We start from the raw sequence: 19,011 nt of genomic DNA on the forward strand, positions 1-19,011 counted from the left end.
CGTGATTTTATGGAAATAAACGTAAAAACCGACAGATACCTACTATTTCATTACTTTTAGTGTATGAATACCGATTATCCGGAAATCCAGGCTTTGAAAAATTTTACGGAACGCTATGTTTTGGAAACAGAGATCCTCCCCGAAATCTTTATTCATAAGGATCTGACAACGATCAACCTCCGGCTGAACAATAAGAATTATCATTTACAGATAGAGGACGAATACAACGATCTGAAACTTTGCAACAAGCTTGTCAATGCAGTATTGGTGTTAAGGGAACTGGAGGCTCTGGAAGATTCTACAGACTACCTGGACTGGTGCAGGGAATTAGGACTTAATGCAGGAAACGAACCCCTGCGGAACTATTATCAGGATACCGTGAAGCATTTGCCCGAAATAAGTCGTTTGTTCCCGGACGGAAAAATACGTTCCTTTATTTCCTATCTGGACTTTCAGTTAAATTCCGGGGCGATGCAGGCCTTAAGACGCGGTTGACTTTCCATTCCTTATAAGCATCTCTCATACAATGCCCGCATGGGCGATATCCTTGTTTCCGGGCTTCAGCCACCGAACTGAAGAAAACCCTGTTTGCAGTTTTCATTCGTTTCCCGGACTTGCAGTGCAGGTTTCCGTAGATCTTTAATTTTTTATTGCCTCCCAGAAGGATATGCCCGTTTCGGATCAGTTGCCTGAGCTCCGCAGCACTTAGGTCGTTATGATCTATCACTGCTCTTCCTGTGTCCTGGCAGCTTCCCACCCTATAATAGCTGTTTTCCGCGGAGTTCCCCACATATAATTCCCAATATTCCCTCCGGATTGGATTACCCGGTGACAAGGGATCAGGAAGGCAACCGGATTACTTCCGATAGCGGTACCTACCGCCCTGGATGCCTTCGGACTTTGGATCTCCTTTGCAATATTTCCATAGGTAGACAGGCCTCCGAAGGGTACTTTCAGCAGGGCTTCACATACCTTTAACTGAAAATCTGTTCCTTTTAAGTGTAGCTTTACCTCCTGTAGTTTTTTCCAGTCCTGTGTAAAGATATACAGGGCGTTTTGCTGAATAAGATCGACTTTCTGGGTAAATTTCGCATTGGGGAACTGACTTTGCAATCCGGAGAAAGCATGTTGCCTGCCTTGAATAAAGGACATATGACAAATACCCTTAGTTGTTGAAGCTACCATCATATCTCCGAAGGGACTCTCAGCAAAGCTGTAATTGATAGCCAGTTTTTCTCCTCCGTTCTTGAATTCGCCGGGAGTCATCCCTTCTATGTTGATGAAGAGATCGTGCAATCGTCCTGTTCCCGATAAACCTGTTTTAAAAGCCGTATCGAATAATGATGCCTGCTCTTCTTTCAGGAGCTGCTTTGCATAGCTGACACTGGTATACTGAAGGAATTTCTTGGGACTCACTCCGGCCCAGTCCTTAAACAGTCTTTGAAAGTGAAAAGGACTCAAATTCAGTTCTTCTGCTACCTCATTCAGGTCGGGTTGATCTTTAAAATTGTCCTGTATATAGGAGATAGCCTTTGAAATACGATCGTAATTGATCTGATGTTGCTCTTCCATGATATTTACATTTTATAAGGCAAATGTAGAGGCTATGCCCGGGCTCTGAAACCCGAAACTTGCGGACTTTTACAAAACGGAAACTTATTGCAATTTACGGTATTCATTCTTTAAATACATAAGATAATTCAATCCGAAGAGAGATAATATCAATAAACAAATAAGAGTCGGAGAAACTGAAGTCTTAACTCCCTTAAAAGAAAACAACACCATATCAATATCGCTCATTATAACCAACAAATAAACCATTCCCGCAAAAGCAAGACAACACAGGCTAAAACCGATAATAAAAGTTCCTGTAAAAGACGGTTTTTTGTTTAGTGCTTCCTCTCCTATCCGATCTATAAGAGTATCTGTAAAATCTGCCGAAGTCTCCACTTTGGCCTTTTGCACTATCTTTTTGATTTCCTTTTCGTTCATAATAGATCCTTTATTTCTGTTCCGAGTATTCTTTCCAATTGCCTGTACAGATTGTTTCTGCCTCTATGCAGGTCGACTTTTATTTTGGAATTACTAAAACCCGTTATTTTTCTTATTTCCTTACTGTTGAGGTCGCATAAATAATACAGTCTCAATACCAGGGCCTCATCAGCTTTAAGCTTATCCATGGCCATATTGATATATTTCTGCTGTTCCTCCCTTTTGAGGTCTTCGTATTTTTCAGGCTCTTTTGTTTCCGGGAGATCTACTTCCGTCTCCCTGATAAAGGCTTGTCTTTTTTCCTTCTTTAGCGCATTGTAAGCAGTGTTTACCACTATACGATATAACCAGGTTGCAAAAGCTGAAGTTCCACGAAAGCTATTTAGTTTCCGATATACCTTAACAAAGGCATCCTGCAGGACATCCTCGGCTTTATCCCGGTCTTTGAGAATTGAACAAGCCAGGGAAAGGGATATATCCTTGTACTTTTCAACCAAAAGGCGAAAAGCATGCATATCCCCGTCCCTGACCCTGTCTATTAACAGATCGTCATTATGTAAGCGATCTTTACTCAAACTTCCTGCGAACAAAATGCGCCGCCAGCAGTCCGAAACCGCTAAACAGTAATATGGTGGCCCAGATAAGCAAATCGGCTGTATCTTCCGACAAACTCATCGTAGTAAAAACAGATGAAACCCCTAAGCCCATCCCGAGCCCCAGAATAATACACCCAAGATCGAGGTATTTGTATTTGTTTCCGGAAGCTTCTGTAGTTATTCCTTTTTCTATCATGGCTTTTTTTATCAGGTAAGTATATCTGGCCAGGATATATACAATAAGTACTGCCCCGCCGAATACGCCTATTCCCATGACTAAACCTTCGGTTGTATCCATATCTTGTGTTTTTAGTTTTTAAAATTGTTCTCCCAGTAAATTCCCCAGGCTTTTTACAAAAGCCAGCATTTTTCCCGAATTGGTAAACAGCACGAGTCCGTATTCCTTTTCCGGAATGATCGCACAGTAGGCCTGGAAATCCCGGTTATTCCCTGTGTGCAAATACATTTTTCCTTCTGAAGTAGGTTTTATTGCAAAGCCCAGGCTCCATCCGCTCTGACCAGTCTCTTTCCGGATCTTACTGTCTTTGTCAAACCTATTATGCTCTTTGAGCATTTCAGTAAATGTACTCTTTTTAAGCCCTTCCTCCCTAAGCATGGCTATAAGGAACTTTGCATAATCGGCTGCCTGTGAATGTGCGCTGTAGGCAGCTCCGAAGGTTTTCCCGTTCCATCCTCCGGTTCCGTTATCCGTAGGAGTATTTTCATTATCGTGACCGAATGCCTTATGCGTTTTAAAATAATCATTCCAGACAAAAGATGTGTGCTCCATACCGAGGGGAAGAGTAACTTCCTTTAGGAACAGATCATTCAGATCTTCCTGCCAGCCCACACCGTTTAATTGCCCGATGATGGCTGCCAGGTATTGATAAGCCTCTCCCGAATAGGAAAAACCGTTTCCCGGTACAAAACTCAGTTTAATTTTGTTTCCGTTACTCCAGTTGGGAAAGCCGGTACTGTGACTCAGCACCATTCTGGCAGTTATAAGTTTGTAATCTTCCTGAGATTCTTCGGTTATTGCCGGATGCGGAAGGTATTCATAAAGGGGTTTATCCAGATCTAAGAGCCCCTTATCTGCCATTCTTAATGCGAAGTATGCGAATAGTGGTTTTGAAAGTGAAGCGGCTTCAAAAATACTTTGATCGTCTATCTTCTCTTTGGTTTTGAGGTTACTCAGCCCAAAACTGTTGTGATAAACGATCTCCGCTTTATTAATGATAGCGATGGAAAGTCCGGGTAATTGCAGGGAATCCATGCTTTTCTTAATATATGAATTAAGATCGGAGACCCGGATACTTTTTCCATCGGCCGTAGAGATGTACGAACCGTTTGTCTGAGCTGACAAAACAGTTGTTCCCGATAAAAAAGTGATCAGAAAATATATGTGACAGGTATAAAACTTTAATGTATTCATTACTCTTTAATTTTTGCGTTCATAATATCTGTGGTGAATTCACAGTTATTGGACAACACGCAAAAATTAAAGGTTACAAAAAGTTTTAAGAACGGTTTATTCCGTGTCTTCCAGCTCTTTTACAAAGCCTTCGTAGAAGATACTACTCCTAAAGCTGCTGTTAACCGAAGCTGTAGCTGTACCGCTCCTGTTAATCGTAAGAATAACGTCGTAGAGTTCCGCATCATTCTTAGCACTAAGCTTTAAGATGATAGCTCGTTTTTTATCATTGAACTCGGTAGTATATTTAACGGGTTCTCCTCGGAATTCGATTCCTCCCCCGTTTCTGTTGTAACTACTACCCCCAGTGCGTATAAAGCCGAAATACGGAAAGAACGTATCGGCCTCTCCATCTCTTATTTTAAGGTGATTCGGATTAGCCAGCAGATTGATCCTTGAGCTGCCCAGTGGAGTGGCCCATTGTGCTTCAAAGACAAAGGCCCCTGAGTTTACGAGCTCTTTCATCTGAGCATATTCGGCATCTGCCTTTTCAGCTTTTAACTTTTTTCTCTCCGCTCTGGACTGAGCATCGGCTGTATTGATCATAAAAGCCGAGAACAGTAGTAATATGATAAACTTTTTCATGATGTGATCATTTAAATACTCAGGAATTAAACAGGATCATAACAATATAATCCTTCATTTTTACAACAAAGATTATTCCATTAACACCCTTTATGGAAACTTTAACTAAAAAGTCCTGAATGTCCTATTTAACTCAGCATAAAGATACTATAAAACAATGTTTAATGTATTAGCCGTAAAGACTTTAAACCGTTTTTAACGAAAAAGCCGTTTTTTGGATCAACTCCCAGGCATTATCTATATGCTTTTGCTGAACATAGGTCTGTCCGATAGCCATTCTCAAAGCGTAATTGCCTTTTATCCTGGTATGTGTCATATAAACTTTTCCCGAATTATTGAGGAGTTGAAGTAGTTCCTCATTATGAGTATCCAACTCTTCTTCCGGCATTCCTTCCGGTTTATGGCGAAAACATAGCATGTTGAAATTTACAGGCGCCAATAATTCAAAAGCCGGATGCTCCGTCATTTTAGAGGCCAGTTGCTTTGTAATTGTCAGATGCTCTCTGAGACGGCTTCGGATACCCGAAACCCCGTAAGATCTCATGACAAACCACAATTTAAGGGCACGGAACCTTCTTCCCAAAGGTATTCCCCAGTCCCTGTAGTTATTTACCTGTTGATCTACTTTGGTTCTGAGATATTCAGGAAGGATCTCAAAAGTATTCAGTAAAGCCTGTTTGTCTTTTACATAATACGCAGAGCAATCGAAGTTGGTAAACATCCATTTATGCGGGTTAAACACAAAACTATCTGCATGTTCAATTCCCTTTATCATCCACCGGTATTCTTCCAGAGCAAGGGCGGTACCGGCATAAGCGGCATCGATATGCAGCCAAACGCCATGCTCCCTACAGATCCCTGCAATGGCTTCCAGCGGATCAATAGCCGTAGTACCCGTGGTTCCCAGGGTGGCTACAACACATAAAGGTTTATACCCTTTTTCTATATCCTGTTTTATTGCTTCCCTGAGCAATTCCGGCTGCATGGCCATTTCTGCATCTGTTCCGATCTTTACCAGGTTGTTTATTCCTATCCCTGCAATTTTCACGGCCTTATCAATCGAAGAGTGTGTTTCTTCAGAGCAATAGATCCTGAAATTGGTATATCCTTCAAAACCTTTGGTATTTATATCTCCTTCCGAATACTTTTCTCTTGCCGTAAGAATAGAAGCCAGGGTAGCTGAAGAAGCGGAATCCTGTATAACTCCGGTCCAGTTAGCCGGTAATCCCAGTAAATGTCTAAGCCATTCCATCATCTTCTCTTCCAGCTCGGCAGCAGCCGGAGAAGTATCCCAGATCATACACTGTGCTCCGATGGTAGAGGTAAGCATTTCGGCCAAAACCGAAGGATAACTGTTGTTTCCAGGAAAGTAAGCATGAAAATTAGGATGTTGCCAATGTGTTATCCCCGGAATTATTTTCTCTTCAAAATCGCCGAATATCTGCTCCATTGCCTGTGCTTCCGATGGTGGGAGCATCTCTATCTGATCGTATATTTCGCGTGGTTTTACGCCGCTTTTAACCGGATACTGTTCTATATTTTCAAGATAATCAGCCATCCAGTCCACCATTTTATGTGCCTGTTCCCTAAATTCTTTGGTATCCATTTATTGTAGTCTAGTTTTCAAAACAAATCTAAGGAGATTTTTTGAAGATAAACCCTCATTAATTATTTCAGTTCCCTGTCTAAAGTAAGGACCGTGCGTAACAAGACATTAGCGCCGTTTGCCATATCTTCGGCAGAAGTGAATTCTTTGGGAGAATGACTTATACCTCCTTTACTCGGAACAAAGATCATTCCCGTAGGAGTCAGTACAGCCATGTCCTGGGCATCGTGACCTGCTCCACTTGGCATATTCTTAAAAGAAAGTCCCAGTTCCTTTGCAGACTGAGCTATTTTACTTTTTATAAAGCTATCGGTCAGAGCGGGCTCTCCGGTGGCATCAAGAGCATTAAAGGATATGGTAGTTCCCGAGGCTTTAGCGATCTTTTCGGCTCTTGACTTGATCCCTTCGAATACCTTTGCGATCTTTTCCGACGACAGATCCCTTATTTCAAGACTTAATACCACTTTCCCGGGAATAACATTCGGAGCTCCCGGAAAGGCTTTAATTCGCCCTACGGTCCCTACGTGACTTCCTTCAAAACTGTTTACTACTTCATTAACGGCAATAACAAATTCCGAAGCAGCTAAAAGTGCATCCCGACGCATATTCATAGGAGTTGTTCCCGCATGATTGGCAAAGCCATCGATCTCTACATCCCACCAGTTGATCCCCACTATACCTTCTACCACACCAATCTGTATCTTTTCCTGATCGAGGATACCTCCCTGTTCTATATGCAACTCGAGGAAAGCAGCCAGATCGCCTTTTTTTCTTTCCACTTCTTTAAGACGGGCAGGATCGCCTCCCAGGATACTGATCCCTTCTCTCATTGTAAAACCTGTACTGTTGACAACCCTTAACGCATCCTCTCCTAATTTCCCGGCAAGAGCACGACTTCCCATAAGTCCGCCTTCTTCGTTGGAAAAGATGATCAGTTCCAGGGGATGATCGGTCTCAATCCCGTTATCAAAGAGGGTCTGCATAACTTCAATAGCACTCATAGATCCAACGCAACCATCGTAATTCCCTCCGTCAGGAACCGTATCTATATGAGATCCGAAAGCAATGGGTTTTTTGGAAGGGTCTTTCCCTTTTCTTCTGCCGATAATATTCCCTGCAAAGTCTACGCTTACCTCCAGTCCGGTTTTTTTCATCAATTCGATCACGTATTTCCTGCCTTCCAGATCGGCCTGACTAAAGGCTACCCTGCTCGTTCCTCCGGTTTCATTCCGTCCGAACTTTGCCAGTTCAAAAATGGTCGCTTCCAGCCTTTGCTGATTTACCTTTGGAGAATTATCCTGAAACGCCTGGCACCAGCTAAATGAAAGGAATGCGAGTGCCAGAAAAAATCTTGAAAACATAAAAAGTGTATTTATAGTTGATAAGTACTACTAAAATACACTTTTATAAGCATTTAAGAGTGAAGCTCTTAGTTTATTACGGAAACTCCCTTTCTTCTATCACTGAAAACGGGGAATTCCAATCACATACCGATCGGTATTTAAGCTTTGATCGATTCATGTATAGTGTCTTCGTCAATGTTTTTTACTTCAGAGAGCCTGGAGATCAGCAGTTCCGCTTCTTCCACGCTTTCATCAAACATCTTAAGGGTTTCCCTGTCGAAATTAAGGTCTTCCCCTGCCTCAATACGTATGATCTGGATCTGGTTCAGCAGATTCCTGAGGATATGATTACTGGCGTAGAGCATGGAGAGGTATATTTTGCGTTTTTCCGCAAAGCTGTTTTTCTTTTGTAAACTCATCAGGTTAAGGAAAACAAAGAAAACAAGTATTAATACCCAAAAAGCAAGGTCTACTTCGTATTTTTCAATAAAGTGAAGGTATTTATGAGCCAGGTCGGTTAGGTTGATATTATTTTTCAGGCTGTAGAGGTAACCGGTTATAGAAATTACTGCACCAATAATGATGTATTTATATTTATGTATAAAGGATTTCATATTAGATATTATTTCAACTTATAAAAACTGATTAAGTCAAAAAGATAAAGGGATGTCTAGTTTGAAATAGTATCTACGGATAGACCTTTAAGCAACAATAAATAATGTAAAACCGATTTTTTGAAGGGGAAGGGCTGTTTTCCAGGTTTTGATTTACAGCGGTATTCCCGCTGTTGCATTCGGAAGTTCTTAACGGCTTCAGATGAACTGAAGGATCTTCTTCGCTTTCCGGCTCTGCTTCTTCGAATGTATACTCTATAAGATTGAATTCCTGAGTTCCGTTCTCGTCCGGTAGGGAAATAACTTCTGAGGAAGAGTAATCTGTTTCAATAGAATTTGCTATCCCCTTGTTAAATAAGAGAATAAGAAATAATATCGAAAGTATTACTTTAGTTAAATTGTGTTTGAGGGACGGAAGACACATATGTATCAGAGTTAACAATCCAACCTGTTTTTTATTTCAGGCCCTGCAAATTTATAAATATATTTGGCTCTGGCAACTATATATCTAACAAACAGCTATTTGTAGTTTGGGATATTTTTACCCAGAATAAGATCCCGGTCAGCAATTAAAAGATTTCCCTGTTGTTTTAACCAGATAAGGCCTGAACCTCCCCTTTCCTTTAGTCTTTTTCTTCTATCCTTACTCAGTAATGGGTCGTCGTCGAAAACATAACTGTCGAGATAATATTCATTTTTACCTGGCTCCTTGACCACAATATGAACGTGCTCAGCCTCCCTTCCGTTCGGATAAGCTGCAGGCCGGAAGGTGTAAAAGGTGTATTTCCCGTCCGGACCGGTTTTTACCCATCCCTGGATATATCCGTGCCTTCTTGCCCAGCCTTTTTCGTCTCCGCGGGTCTCATAGATCCCTTTACGATTGGTGTGATAGATATAGAGGATCACATTTTCTGCGGGTGTCTTTCCATCCTTTTTAAAAACGGTTCCGCTTATTTTCATTTTAGGGGTGTTGGTGTGATATCCCGGTAGTGTATCTACAGATGCCAGTTTCATATCTCCGTATTCATGTACTGCCTCGCAACCTTCGCAAGGCCCTCCTACTTTGGCCTTTCCTGAAGATTGAGAATTGCAGGAGCAAATAATAAGGAGAGACGATATCAAAAAGAGAAGATGTCTCATGATAAATAGTTAGATTGTTATAAGTATGCATTTTAATGAACATCCCTTGGTTTCAGGCTTTCACTCCCACCAATATCCAGATAGTTTTATCTGACTCATTGTTCCATTTTCCGAAATCCTTAACTTCTTTGGTTATTTTAAATCCGCTGTCTTCCAGCTCTTTCTTTACATATTTGGACGCCAGGGTGTGAGCATCCGTCTGATGCTCCCGGCTTTTATTTCGTGTATAATGCTTGAATTTCTCCAGGATAAGTATCCTCCCATCCGGTTTAAGAGCTTTTTTTACGTGTTTGAGGATCTCCATATAATCTCTCATCTCATGGTAGGTATCCATAATAACAACCGCATCCAGAGAGTTCTCTTTTAATTTGGGATTATCGTAATCGCCAAGGATCACCTTTACATTTTTAAGGTTTCGCTCTTTGAGGTTCTCTTTTAGTTTATCCAGCCTGTCCTGTCTTACATCTACTGCGTATACCTTACCGCTCTCTCCCACTTTTCGGGCCAGATGTATGCTTAGATAGCCTTCATGACAACCGATATCGGCCACCGCCGTCCCCTTCTCTATGCCCGCCAGTTCCATAATACCGGCTACATCCATCCAGCTGTCTCTTTCTTTCCATTCGTATTCGGAATACTGAGCAATTCCCCAAAGCGGGGAAAGAATGAAAACAAAGAGCAATACTGGTTTAAAAAGCTTTTCCATACTCCTAAGTTATTAAAATTTAGGGGCATGGAAGTTTTGTTATAGTTAAAATAATCTCAATATTTTGTTTTACCGAACAGCTCGGGGCTAAAATGCTACCATGCAGATGAAGTGAATTCTGAGTATGTCCGTATTGGAGAAAATAAACTCCCCATAGGCTCTCAGTTTAAACAGTTTTTGCTCGAAAAATTCAGTTGATCAAACAGGAGCATGAAGTGTTAAATAGTTAAAACATTAACAATATTTTAATCCCTTTGCTCAAAATTTAAGATAACTTTATTGGTATAAACAACTGAAACCATGAAAAATACACTTTTACTCAGCTTTATTTTTTTATTAGCAACAACACTATCTGCCCAGGACAAAAAGGCGGATATAGAGGCCGTTAAGGCTGCCTGTTATGATTATATAGACACTTTTTACAAGGCCGATACTTCTCTTGCTCATCGCAGTGTTCACAAAAGCCTGCGCAAAACGGGATTTTATATGAACAAGGAAAGAGGGGAATATTCCAAACAACTGGAAATGCCTTTCGATAAGCTTATCGCTCTTGCAGAGAAATGGAACAAAGACGGAAGCCGGGCAGATGAATCTTCTCCGAGAGAAGTGGAGATCTTTGAGGTATCCGATAAAACGGCTATTGCCAAGGTAACAGCCGTATGGGGGATCGATTATATGAACCTTATGAAGGAGGACGGAAAATGGATGATCGTTAATGTTCTCTGGCAGTCACCTCCGAAATATTCAGCTAAAGATTATTAAACAAGAAACGCCCTTCCAGAGGGCGTTTTCTTTTACATTAAACAGAAATCATCACTATATTGGTTTATTTCACCTTAGCCAATTCCCATATTTTATCAGGGCTGTATTCACTTAGCTCAAGTATGCTCTTCCCTGTATTCTTAAGGGCTTGATGTATAATATACCGGCCGGTTTTATACCCAATGGCCTGCCTACCATCGGGATGATCAAACATCCAGTGACCGTAATTAGCATTTACAGACAGTTCCAGAATCTCCAGTGCCCATTCGTTAACGTTTTCCGGATAGATATCTGCTTCGTTGATATCACCCGTATACTCTTCCGAAAAGATACACGCCAGTCCTTCGTTAATAACAGCTATTGCTATTCCGGGGCCAAATTTATTTCCCTCTATAGTCCAACCCCTGTTCAGGTGGTGAAACTCATGATAAAGTGTACCGGCAAGGGATTTATTGATCGCTGCAATTGTTCCGTTCGGATAAATTGCCGAGATCTCAATCACTATTCTCTCTGGGTTTTCAGCCCGTCCGGATATTCCCCCCACAACTCTAAGGTCCCTGTCTACTTTTACAAAGTGAAGTTCCACTTTTTGCGGTAATTCACTTAAGAGTTCCCTAAGTTCCTGTTCGACCTTTCCTGCCCTGGCAGAAATAAGCTCTTTTTCTTTTTCGCTAAAACCCTGACTCTCATCATCAAAATTAATGGTAAGTGAGCTAGTCTTTTCTTCTTCAACAGCATTTTTGGCTTTGTCGGAGGCTGATCCCATGCATGCTGCAAGGGATAAAACCAGCCCGACAAAAAGGTATTTTATTAGTTTCACTGCTTTCTGAGATAAATATTCCCGCTATGGGAGTTAAGTTTAAGCGTTTTGTCACTGCTTCCTATGGTTCCTTTTACTTTTTGCCCGAAGCTTCTTCTCTTATCTGCTGTAAAGCTCATTCTCTCGTCGGAGTAGATAGTCCCGGAAAAGGTTTCAGCTACACAATAAGCCCTGTCGATATACACATCAATGTCCCCGCTTATGGTCTTAATATTCAGGTTCCCGTTGTATTGCTTAATTTCAATATCCCCGCTGATGAAATCCACAGTAAGATCTCCGGTATACTTTTCAACCACAGTAGAACCGGAAATACTTTTTAGTTTAACTCTCATATTCCTGGGTACATACACCACATACTCAATATCCATTTTGGTATTGTATTCATAGATGGTTTTCCCGTCCTTATCCTTCTTTTTGTATTTCTTCTTTTGCTCCTCGAAGAAATTACCGTAATCCTCTTCAATTTCAATGATCGAGCTGCTCTCGTCTATGTCAAGATTAAAGTAATCGTCGTCTTCTCCTTCATTAAGGCTGGCGGTTGCCTTAATGTAAACTTCATTTTTATCCCAGCTCTCCAGTTTTATATTATCTCCGAATTTGGCATTGAGTTTCAATTCTGTCTTTCCGCCCGCATTGAAGGTTCTTTCTACTACTTTCTGGGCATTGGCCGTCCAGGCGATCACGCAAAATGCGATCGCTATTATCATATTTTTCATTTGTCGTGTTTTTTTAGATTACTTTTTTCTCAGATAGATATCTCCTGTTGAAGAACGCAGGCTGATCTGTACGCCCCCGTTATTGATTTTACCGACTGCTTTCTGCCCTCCTGCCAGACGCTTAAGACCGTCTTTATCGGTTTTGGGAAGATCTATATCAAAATTGGTATAGATATCTCCCATACTGGAAGTCATTTTCAGATCTGCCCTGGTATTTGCAGGCATGGTAACATCCACATCGGCAGTAGAAGTGGTAATGGAAATAGGTGAAGATTGATTTACACTACTAAAGATCACCTCAATATCCCCCGTAGAGGAAGTAGCTGTAATAGGACCGGTAACATCTTTAATGCTTAACCTTCCCACACTACCCGAATTAGCTTCGATCTCCGAACTGAAACCACTAATATTGATATGCCCCAGACCGGTACTCATGACGGATACATTCTGACCTTTAGGCAGGAAGATCTCTACTTTCCCGCGATTTCCATTCTTAAGGTTCTTAACGATCAGGTCGCTTCCCTCCTTTTGTACATAGAAAGCAATTCCGGTGTTATCATCTCCGGCAGCATAGATAGCCTTAAGGCCTCTGGCTTTATCCGGTCTTTTTTCCGGCTTCTTGCTTCTTATAAGGATCTCACTGCTGTTATGGGTTTTTACAGTTACGGTAGCTGAGGAACTTATTTTTACCCAGCTCACTCCCTGTAAGGAATGGGTGTATTCCACCTTATTATCGCTGTCCTGTGCCTGGGCAAATACCATGCACATGGAAAAGATCAATGCTATAATTGCACGTTTCATAATGTTTGTTTTTTGATTCATAATTAACTTAAGCCAAATTAGGGAGTTGCAGTCGTATCTGATCTTTTACAAAGGGTGGAACGTCTTCCTTTTCCAAGAGCTTTTCCATGGGTTTAATTGCGCGCTGCTCTTTGAAATTACCCAAAATCTGTATGATAGCGATCTGTACTTCCGCTACTTCCTGATATTCCAGTGAATTGATCAAGGCCTTACGTGCCAGCTCAGAATCTGAGAAATTCCCCAGTGCTTCCACAGCTGCCAGACGTACGTTGATATTTTCATCATAATCCATACGCTTGATCAATGCCTGGATGATCTCGGTATTGGCATCCGAGATTTCTTCTATATAATTTACTCCCTGAACACGTTTGCTGGCAGATTCATTTTCCAACAGCGCCAGCATCATGGTCTTTTCTACTTCCTGTTTTTCAGTGTTCAGAGTGGCTAATTGTTCCTGTCCCAGTTTGTTTTGCTGATATTTTCCGAAATAATAACCTGAAATGATCAGTGCAATAGTAGCTGCGATCCTCATCAGGGGTTTCCAGCTAAAACTCTTTTCCCTTTGCAGGGGAATAACAGCGGATTGCTCCTGCTTTTCACGCTCCAGCATCTGATAGAAACCACTACGAAGTTTTTCCGAGGGCTCAATCTCCTTATCCTTTTGTAATAACTCAAACAGGAATTCGATCTCCTGGAGTTCTTTGCGACAGGATTCACAGGAAGTCAAATGCTTCTCTATCTCTGTGCTTAAGGATGTATCAAGAACTCCTTCTGCATAGCTTATCAGGTATTTTTCTATCTCTTTACAATCCATTTTTATATTTTTTGAAAATAAAATTCTTTTAATTTTTTAACTGCCCTGTGCACCTTTACTTTAACCGCTCCGGCAGTATTTCCGGTTATTTCGGCCAATTCCTCGTATCTGATGCCCTGTAGCTTATTCAGTACCAGGAGTTCCTTATCGTTAGGCTTTAGTTTGTTGATCATTCTGTGGAGATGAGCTATCTCCTCCCCGCTTTCTTCTTCAATGTACTCCTCTCCCAGCTTATACATGACTTCCTCCAGCTTACTGTTGTCTTCCTTCCTGGTGCGATAGTAATTGGAAAGTCCGTTTCTGGCTATGGTATACACCCAGGAGGAAAATTTACCTCCGTTATAGGAATCCTTATACTTTATCACCTTATAAAAAACATCCTGTGTAAGATCTTCGCTTAAATCCCTGTCGCCGCACATTTTGTACAAAAAATTAAAAACACGCATATGGTACCTTTCAAACAGAAAGCTCATGGTGTCCAGATTACCCCTGGAAACCTCATGCATCAGATCTTCATCACTTAGCGTTTTCAATTCTTTTGGCAGGTTTTAATAGTATATAGTCTTAAAATTCAAAAGCGTTACAAAACAGCCGAAAAAAAATTAATTTTTTTGACCTTATCAGTACTCCATCAATTGAATCTGCTTAAAAATATACAAAAAAACACAGCTTTCATCTCTTTATTTTCAGCTGTTTAGAGAGAGTCACTCCTGTTCCGGGCACAATTTTGTCCGCCTTCTTTTTTAACACGCTCCGCTTTCTTAAAAAAAACTTAATATTGGAACAATCTGTCTATATAAATAGTACCTTCAGCCCTCGAAAACTAACTTAAGCTAAAACATGAAATTGAGATTTTTACTCCTCCTGGCCGGATACTTCGCCCTGTCAGGTCAGTTTACCTTATTTTCCCAACAGGAATACCGAAATACAGATCAGGTTAACAGCGCTCTCCGGACCCTTGCTTCAAGGCACGGAGCCAACGCTTCCCTGAAATCTCTGGCTACCACTACCGGTAACAAGAATATTTGGGCACTAACCCTTTCTGACGGTCCGGCCGACGACAAACCTGCATTGGCGATCGTTGGAGGCCTGGAAGGAAACCGCCTTTTAAGTGTGGAACTGTCGCTAAAACTGGCAGAGAACATTTTAAATGAGCATAAGGATGTTCTGAAGAACACTACTTTTTACATTTTCCCTAATATGAGCCCTGATGCTACGGAACAATACTTCAGACAATTGAAGTACGAGCGCAAGGGAAATGCCCGCAAAACAGATGATGACAGAGACGGTACAGTAAATGAAGACGGTTTTGAAGACCTGAACAACGACAAGCTGATAACCCTTATCCGTGTTGAAGATCCTACAGGGGATTATAAGATGTTCTCCGAAGATAACAGGGTTATGGTTAAGGCCAACACCAAAAAAGGAGAAAACGGAACGCACAAAGTGTTTACCGAAGGAATAGATAACGATAAGGACGGAAAATTTAATGAAGACGGTGAAGGTGGTGTCATCTTCAATAAAAACCTGACCTATAAATTCCCGTATTTCACTCCCGGAGCAGGAGAACATCCTGTTTCCGAAAAAGAGAACAGAGCGTTACTGGACTTCCTGTATGAGCGATGGAATATCTACGGAGTACTTAGCTTCGGACCGGCTAATAACCTGTCCAAACCTCTTAAGTACAATGCTGCCAATGCCAAAAAACGAGTGGTGACCAGTGTTCTAAAGAAGGACGAGGCTTTAAACAAGTTCCTTTCGGATACATATAATAAGATCGTCCCTCCTAAAAATGCTCCCGGATCCATTGCTAAAGGCGGAGGCTTTTTTGAATGGTCTTATTTTCACTTCGGGAAACTGGCCATGAGTACACCGGGATGGTGGGTGCCCGAGTTTAAAGGAGATTCTTTAAACAAGGCTACTAAAAATCCTAAGCTCAACTTCTTAAAGTGGGCTGAGAAAGAAGGAATACAGGATGTGTTTGTTGAATGGAAAGAGATACAGCACCCGGATTTCCCGAATCAAAAAGTGGAAGTCGGTGGGATCGTTCCTTTTAAAATGCTGAATCCTCCCTACGCAATGGTAGATGATATTGCAAAGAAACATACCGATTTTGTACTGGAGATAGCAAAAATGCAACCTTCCTTAAGCCTTAAGAACCTCAAAACAGAAGACGTAGGTTCCGGATTAACCAGGATCAGTGTGGATCTGTACAACCAGGGACTTATCCCTACCCATACGGAAATGGGAACACGATCCAGGTGGTTGAGGAAAATAAACGTTGTCCTTAATATGGCAAGAGGCCAGGAAATCATATCCGGTCAGAAACGCCAGTTGATAGATGTTGTAAAAGAAGACGGGACCATTCACCTGAGCTGGCTGATCAAAGGCAAAGGAAATGTTGAGCTTCAGGCCGGAGCTCCCCAGGCAGGAACCGAAAAATTAACCATCAAGCTTTAATCCGAAAAAGATGAAATCATTTAAATATATAACCGCAGCCCTCGTTCTTTACCTCCTATGTCCCTTTGTTATCTTAGGGCAAAGCTCAAACGATGTGTTCAGGGCAGCAGGTTCACCCCACAACCCTAAAGTAAAGATATCTTTCAATAAATACTACACGGCAGAAGGCCTGGCGGCATTGGGCAAAAAGATAGCAGACGCTTACCCCAACCTGGTTAAAAGGCAATCGATCGGAAAGTCTACTGAAGGAAGAGATATATGGATGCTGGCTATTACCGATTATTCGGTGGGAGATGCCGATAGAAAACCGGCTTTTTATGTAGACGGAAATATCCACTCCAATGAGATCCAGGGAGGGGAAATATGTATTTATACCGCATGGTATTTAACAGAGAGCTTTGCAGATGTCGAGTATATCAGGGAAATGCTGAAGGACAGGACATTCTATATCGTCCCTACCATTAATCCTGATGCACGTAACCACTATATGAAGGAAGCCAATACACCTCATAGTCCAAGGGCAGGTCTGATTGCTCTGGATGACGATAGCGACGGGCTTTTTGATGAAGATGGTTTTGACGATCTTGATGGCGACGGGTCCATCACTACAATGAGAAGAAAAAATCCTAACGGGAATATGATCATCGATCCCCGTGACCCAAGGAGAATGATACAGATCGGTCCTGACGATGTAGTTACTGCTCAGCGTTATGAGTTTCTGGGTTCAGAAGGTTTGGATAATGATGGCGACGGAAGGGTAAATGAAGACAGACCCGGTTACTACGACCCCAACAGGGATTGGGGATGGAAATGGCAACCCGATTATATCCAGAGAGGAGCTTATAAATATCCTTTTTCGGCACCGGAAACCCGTGCTGTAGCCGATTTTGTCCTTAAACATCCGAATATAGCCGGAGCTCAGAGTTTTCACAATTCGGGAGGAATGATCCTCAGAGGACCCGGAGCACAGGAAGATGTGGCTACCTATAACAGAGCCGATGTTCGTATTTACGATGCCATTGGGAAAAAAGGAGAAGAAATACTACCCGGATACCGCTACCTGACGGTTTATAAAGATCTTTATTCCGTATTTGGAGGAGAGCTCGATTGGTTCTACGGATCTCGCGGGATCTATACCTTTACCAATGAGATCTTTACTGCTTTTGCCTACTATAAAAAGGCGAATGGCGGACGGGATCAGGTTTACAAAGCCAATAAGGATCTGTTGTTAGGCGATGGTTTTACCAATTGGAAGAAATATGATCACCCTACCTACGGAGAAATAGAGATCGGAGGCTTTCAGAAGAATGTCGGAAGAGCAACTCCCGGCTTTTTACTGGAAGAAGAGGCGCATAGAAACATGGTATTTACCTTCTATCACGCCTATCATATGCCACACCTGTCTGTAAGTGACATTAAAGAGAAGTCGCTGGGTGGCGGATTAAGGGAAATTACAGCGGTTATTAAGAATGACAGGTTAATGCCTACGCATGCCAGTCAGGACCTTAAATACAAAATTGAAAGACCAGACTATATCTCGCTTTCAGGAGGAAAAGTCGTTGCCGGAATGATCGTTAATAACGAAGATTTTAACGTGACCACCGAGCAGAAAGTAAATCCTGAAAAGATAAGAGTTAACAATATCCCCGGAAACAGTGTAGTTAAAGTGCGCTGGATCGTTAAAGGAGGGGGAAAACTCACTGTCACTATTGACAGTGCTAAAGGAGGTTTGATCAGAAAATCTCTTTAACTAAATTCCAATCTTTCTGACCTAAACGGGAGTTTTTCATGTGCTCCCGTTTTTGTATGGTCTGAAGTTTATCCTTTCTTTTCTTTGGCACCTCCGTCCTTTTGGGGCATTGGCCCCCGGAGATGGATAATGAGTCCGTTGAGGAAATTCCGGAGCATCTGATCTCCGCATTCCATATATTTCGGATGCTTTTCATTTCTGAAAAATGCATTGATCTCACTTTTAGACACTTTAAAATCTGCCAAGGCACAGATATTTACAATGTCTTCATCACGTAGCTTATGCGCTACCCTGAGTTTTTTAAAAATATCGTTGTTTGTTAATCCCATGCTGCAAAACTAGATATTTTCGAATGGAAAAAAGAACAATTAGCGCTTTTCCCTTCTAATCGGCAGTATTTCCCTTCCTCAGGAAATAAACCAGACTCAGCAAGCCGGTAAGAATGAGGGTAACTACTACCCTGCTCCATTCCTGATGCAGCAGATGAGTAACAGCAGCTCCCAACATTATAATACCGAGTCCGAGTGCTGCTTTGGAAGCGAATTTCGGGAAGAAGATCAGAACCGCACCTATCAGTTCCAGTCCCCCGATTATATAATGTACATTATCGGGATATCCCCAGTCCCTGAACTCCCGGGCCCAAACATCCGGCCGTGTAAACTTGGCCTGTCCTGCAAGAATAAATTCCAATCCCAGAAGGATCTGTAAAACCCACGTAACTACTTTTTTAACCTTGTTCTTCATAAGCTAAATTTTATAAATACTTATTTTTTGTGATTAGTTTGTCTAAATTTATATGCTGACGACCTGGTATTGCTATCACTTTATAAACTGA

At 41.7% G+C, this 19,011-nt stretch carries 24 protein-coding genes; 4 read left to right on the top strand and 20 right to left on the bottom strand.

Features of this window, described 5'->3' with window-relative positions:
• Positions 1-63: 63 nt before the first annotated feature.
• Positions 64-495: a hypothetical protein gene (locus GWK08_RS09105; RefSeq protein ID WP_163606640.1), complete on the top strand. Its 432-nt coding sequence runs from the start codon at positions 64-66 to the stop codon at positions 493-495.
• Here the strand turns inward: GWK08_RS09105 and GWK08_RS19275 are convergent.
• From GWK08_RS19275 to GWK08_RS09170, 13 genes are all read right to left on the bottom strand, one after another.
• A complete protein-coding gene (locus GWK08_RS19275; RefSeq protein ID WP_317168145.1) occupies positions 434-790 on the bottom strand; it encodes an Ada metal-binding domain-containing protein in 357 nt (118 codons plus the stop codon). The two genes, GWK08_RS09105 and GWK08_RS19275, sit on opposite strands and share 62 nt — an antisense overlap.
• Positions 724-1,572, bottom strand: coding sequence for a methylated-DNA--[protein]-cysteine S-methyltransferase (locus tag GWK08_RS09115; protein ID WP_163606642.1), 849 nt, complete (start codon positions 1,570-1,572; stop codon positions 724-726). Before GWK08_RS09115 ends, GWK08_RS19275 begins: the two co-directional genes overlap by 67 nt.
• 84 nt (positions 1,573-1,656) lie before the next feature.
• Positions 1,657-1,992, bottom strand: coding sequence for a hypothetical protein (locus GWK08_RS09120; protein ID WP_163606643.1), 336 nt, complete (start codon positions 1,990-1,992; stop codon positions 1,657-1,659).
• Positions 1,989-2,567: an RNA polymerase sigma factor gene (locus GWK08_RS09125; RefSeq protein WP_239524894.1), complete on the bottom strand. Its 579-nt coding sequence runs from the start codon at positions 2,565-2,567 to the stop codon at positions 1,989-1,991. Before GWK08_RS09125 ends, GWK08_RS09120 begins: the two co-directional genes overlap by 4 nt.
• A complete protein-coding gene (locus GWK08_RS09130; RefSeq protein WP_163606645.1) occupies positions 2,560-2,886 on the bottom strand; it encodes a DUF6249 domain-containing protein in 327 nt (108 codons plus the stop codon). Before GWK08_RS09130 ends, GWK08_RS09125 begins: the two co-directional genes overlap by 8 nt.
• 18 nt (positions 2,887-2,904) lie before the next feature.
• A complete protein-coding gene (locus tag GWK08_RS09135; protein ID WP_163606646.1) occupies positions 2,905-4,020 on the bottom strand; it encodes a serine hydrolase domain-containing protein in 1,116 nt (371 codons plus the stop codon).
• A gap of 96 nt (positions 4,021-4,116) precedes the next feature.
• Positions 4,117-4,644: a DUF4251 domain-containing protein gene (locus GWK08_RS09140; protein ID WP_163606648.1), complete on the bottom strand. Its 528-nt coding sequence runs from the start codon at positions 4,642-4,644 to the stop codon at positions 4,117-4,119.
• A gap of 184 nt (positions 4,645-4,828) precedes the next feature.
• Positions 4,829-6,250, bottom strand: coding sequence for a pyridoxal phosphate-dependent decarboxylase family protein (locus GWK08_RS09145; RefSeq protein ID WP_163606650.1), 1,422 nt, complete (start codon positions 6,248-6,250; stop codon positions 4,829-4,831).
• Between the two features lie 62 nt (positions 6,251-6,312).
• On the bottom strand, positions 6,313-7,611 hold the full coding sequence (locus GWK08_RS09150; protein WP_163606651.1) for a Zn-dependent hydrolase: 1,299 nt from the start codon (positions 7,609-7,611) through the stop codon (positions 6,313-6,315).
• A gap of 140 nt (positions 7,612-7,751) precedes the next feature.
• Complete coding sequence (locus GWK08_RS09155) at positions 7,752-8,207, bottom strand: hypothetical protein (RefSeq protein ID WP_163606653.1); 456 nt, start codon at positions 8,205-8,207, stop codon at positions 7,752-7,754.
• Positions 8,208-8,280: 73 nt separating this feature from the next.
• Positions 8,281-8,631: a hypothetical protein gene (locus GWK08_RS09160; protein ID WP_163606654.1), complete on the bottom strand. Its 351-nt coding sequence runs from the start codon at positions 8,629-8,631 to the stop codon at positions 8,281-8,283.
• Between the two features lie 95 nt (positions 8,632-8,726).
• Entirely contained in the window at positions 8,727-9,347 is a 621-nt protein-coding gene (locus tag GWK08_RS09165) for a dioxygenase family protein (RefSeq protein ID WP_163606655.1), read from the bottom strand.
• A 52-nt stretch (positions 9,348-9,399) separates the two neighbouring features.
• Positions 9,400-10,053, bottom strand: a complete 654-nt coding sequence (locus tag GWK08_RS09170) for a class I SAM-dependent methyltransferase (protein WP_163606656.1) — start codon at positions 10,051-10,053, stop codon at positions 9,400-9,402.
• Positions 10,054-10,353: 300 nt separating this feature from the next.
• On the opposite strand from GWK08_RS09170, the gene GWK08_RS09175 reads away from it, so the two are divergent.
• Entirely contained in the window at positions 10,354-10,815 is a 462-nt protein-coding gene (locus GWK08_RS09175) for a nuclear transport factor 2 family protein (protein ID WP_163606657.1), read from the top strand.
• A gap of 64 nt (positions 10,816-10,879) precedes the next feature.
• Here GWK08_RS09175 and GWK08_RS09180 read toward each other — a convergent pair whose 3' ends face one another.
• Genes GWK08_RS09180 through GWK08_RS09200 form a run of 5 tightly spaced genes read right to left on the bottom strand, consistent with a single transcriptional unit; the run spans position 10,880 to position 14,499 of the window.
• Positions 10,880-11,635 (bottom strand): DUF2268 domain-containing putative Zn-dependent protease, encoded by a 756-nt coding sequence (locus GWK08_RS09180; protein WP_163606658.1) that lies wholly within the window; start codon positions 11,633-11,635, stop codon positions 10,880-10,882.
• Positions 11,632-12,351, bottom strand: coding sequence for a DUF4097 family beta strand repeat-containing protein (locus GWK08_RS09185; protein ID WP_163606659.1), 720 nt, complete (start codon positions 12,349-12,351; stop codon positions 11,632-11,634). Before GWK08_RS09185 ends, GWK08_RS09180 begins: the two co-directional genes overlap by 4 nt.
• Positions 12,352-12,369: 18 nt before the next feature.
• Positions 12,370-13,152, bottom strand: a complete 783-nt coding sequence (locus GWK08_RS09190; protein ID WP_163606661.1) for a DUF4097 family beta strand repeat-containing protein — start codon at positions 13,150-13,152, stop codon at positions 12,370-12,372.
• Positions 13,153-13,180: 28 nt separating this feature from the next.
• The gene (locus GWK08_RS09195; protein ID WP_163607474.1) at positions 13,181-13,966 is read right to left on the bottom strand and encodes a HEAT repeat domain-containing protein; all 786 of its coding nucleotides are present in this window, start codon (positions 13,964-13,966) and stop codon (positions 13,181-13,183) included.
• Between the two features lie 2 nt (positions 13,967-13,968).
• Complete coding sequence (locus tag GWK08_RS09200; protein ID WP_163606663.1) at positions 13,969-14,499, bottom strand: RNA polymerase sigma factor; 531 nt, start codon at positions 14,497-14,499, stop codon at positions 13,969-13,971.
• Positions 14,500-14,806: 307 nt separating this feature from the next.
• Between GWK08_RS09200 and GWK08_RS09205 the strand changes: the two genes are divergently transcribed.
• Together GWK08_RS09205 and GWK08_RS09210 are read left to right on the top strand one after the other, a co-directional pair.
• Positions 14,807-16,426, top strand: a complete 1,620-nt coding sequence (locus tag GWK08_RS09205) for a M14 family metallopeptidase (RefSeq protein ID WP_163606665.1) — start codon at positions 14,807-14,809, stop codon at positions 16,424-16,426.
• Positions 16,427-16,436: 10 nt separating this feature from the next.
• Complete coding sequence (locus tag GWK08_RS09210; RefSeq protein ID WP_163606667.1) at positions 16,437-18,176, top strand: M14 family metallopeptidase; 1,740 nt, start codon at positions 16,437-16,439, stop codon at positions 18,174-18,176.
• 68 nt (positions 18,177-18,244) lie between these two features.
• Here GWK08_RS09210 and GWK08_RS09215 read toward each other — a convergent pair whose 3' ends face one another.
• Both GWK08_RS09215 and GWK08_RS09220 read right to left on the bottom strand, forming a co-directional pair.
• On the bottom strand, positions 18,245-18,505 hold the full coding sequence (locus tag GWK08_RS09215; RefSeq protein ID WP_163606669.1) for a DUF1456 family protein: 261 nt from the start codon (positions 18,503-18,505) through the stop codon (positions 18,245-18,247).
• Positions 18,506-18,560: 55 nt separating this feature from the next.
• Positions 18,561-18,920, bottom strand: a complete 360-nt coding sequence (locus GWK08_RS09220) for a DoxX family protein (protein WP_163606670.1) — start codon at positions 18,918-18,920, stop codon at positions 18,561-18,563.
• Positions 18,921-19,011: the final 91 nt, after the last annotated feature.

Origin of the sequence: Leptobacterium flavescens, from assembly GCF_010671605.1 — a bacterium.
In the GTDB taxonomy this organism is placed as follows: domain Bacteria; phylum Bacteroidota; class Bacteroidia; order Flavobacteriales; family Flavobacteriaceae; genus Leptobacterium; species Leptobacterium flavescens.